Origin of the sequence: Mesorhizobium sp. M2A.F.Ca.ET.037.01.1.1, assembly GCF_003998075.1 — a bacterium.
Lineage (GTDB): Bacteria > Pseudomonadota > Alphaproteobacteria > Rhizobiales > Rhizobiaceae > Mesorhizobium.
Window position 1 is genome coordinate 1 of record NZ_RZSA01001463.1, and the last position, 1,094, is coordinate 1,094.

At 62.3% G+C, this 1,094-nt stretch carries 3 protein-coding genes; all 3 read left to right on the forward strand.

All coding sequences use genetic code 11. The annotated features are described in order from the left end of the window. A partial coding sequence (locus EOA27_RS37595) for an FAD-linked oxidase C-terminal domain-containing protein (RefSeq protein WP_281059524.1) occupies positions 1-536 on the forward strand: 536 nt, incomplete at its 5' end. Positions 537-548: 12 nt separating this feature from the next. Next, positions 549-869, forward strand: coding sequence for a DUF559 domain-containing protein (locus EOA27_RS43250; protein WP_348639890.1), 321 nt, complete (start codon positions 549-551; stop codon positions 867-869). Continuing rightward, complete coding sequence (locus EOA27_RS37600) at positions 760-1,050, forward strand: DUF559 domain-containing protein (RefSeq protein ID WP_348526974.1); 291 nt, start codon at positions 760-762, stop codon at positions 1,048-1,050. Before EOA27_RS43250 ends, EOA27_RS37600 begins: the two co-directional genes overlap by 110 nt. Positions 1,051-1,094 lie beyond the last annotated feature (44 nt).

The following is a 1,094-nucleotide window of genomic DNA, read 5'->3' on the forward strand; positions in this document are numbered from 1 at the left end:
GCATCTCGCAGTCCGAGCAGGAGCGGCTGAGCTTCTGGGCCGGCCGCAAGGCGGCTTTCCCGGCGGTCGGCCGCATCTCGCCCGACTATTACTGCATGGACGGCACTATCCCGCGCAAGGAACTGCCGCGCGTGCTCGCCGGCATGCGTGATCTCTCCGAGAAATATGGCCTCGGCGTCGCCAATGTCTTCCACGCCGGCGACGGCAATCTGCACCCGCTGATCCTCTACGACGCCAATGTGGCGGGCGAGCTCGACAAGGCCGAAAGCTTCGGCGCCGACATTTTGCGGCTTTGCGTCGAGGTCGGCGGCGTCTTGACCGGCGAGCACGGCGTCGGCGTCGAGAAGCGCGACCTGATGCCGGAAATGTTCAACCAAATCGACCTCGACCAGCAAATGCGCGTCAAATGCGCCTTCGATCCCAACCACCTGCTCAATCCAGGAAAAGTGTTTCCGCAGCTGCGCCGCTGCGCGGAGCTGGGAAGGATGCATGTGCATCGCGGGCAGGTGGCTTTTCCGGATATTCCGAGGTTTTGATGGGGGCTGAGGATCAAAGTTCCTCGCCCCCGCAAAGCGGGGGAGAGGTGGCTCGGGCGAAGCCCGAGACGGAGAGGGGGGACGCCCTCTCAGCCAAGCCGCCGCTCGCCCGAAAACATCGCTCGTGCGCGCGAGCTTCGCCATGGGGACAATCAGGCGGAAGCGACCCTCTGGAACGAGCTAAAGGCAAGAAGGCTGGGCGGATTACAAATTCGTTCGCCAGATGCCCATCGGTCCATACTTCGCGGATTTTGCCTGCAGGAGCCAAAAGCTGGTCGTGGAACTGGACGGCAGCCAGCACGCGGACAGTTCGTACGACAGGCGGCGGGATGAATTCATGCGGGGCGAGGGCTTCTCGGTTTTGCGGTTTTGGAATTTTGATGTGCTGAAGAACACGAGGAGTGTTTGCGAGACGATCCTCGCAGCGCTGGAAGGGCAGCTTGCTAAAGACGTCGTTGCTGCCGACCTTAGGTTTGTTTTTGCAGCCAGGAAGACGGGAGACAGCGCTCTATGACGGCCCCCTCTCCGTCTCGGGCTTCGCCCGAGCCACCTCTCCCC

Coding starts and splice junctions, on each gene's coding strand:
- EOA27_RS37600 (WP_348526974.1), top strand. CDS start 760: ATGCCCATCGGTCCATACTTCGCGGATTTTGCCTGCAGGAGCCAAAAG.